General features: G+C 53.5%; 1 pseudogene. It reads right to left on the reverse strand.

Features of this window, described 5'->3' with window-relative positions:
* Window positions 1–269 (reverse strand): annotated as a pseudogene (locus ACTHS3_RS17930) (type IV secretion protein Rhs); the annotation flags it as partial.

The raw sequence follows: 269 nt of genomic DNA on the forward strand, positions 1-269 counted from the left end.
CGGTAGCGGTATAAGACAGCGTTTTGTCCGGGGCGATGGATTTCGGCTTCGGCCAGTTGGTTATCAGCATTGTAGCGGTAATGTTGGATTTCGCCATCATGCTGCTGTTTTTCGATCAGGTTGCCCAACGGGTCGTAGCGGTAACTGATGCCTTTGTATTGGGTAAGGCGGTTGCCACTGATTCTGCTTCCGTCGGTAAGGTTGTGGGCAGGGTCGTAGCGATAGTGCTCGTCCGCGCTTTGGCTAATTCTGCCCAGTGCGTCATAGGT

This window comes from Neisseria sp. P0009.S007, from assembly GCF_051962515.1.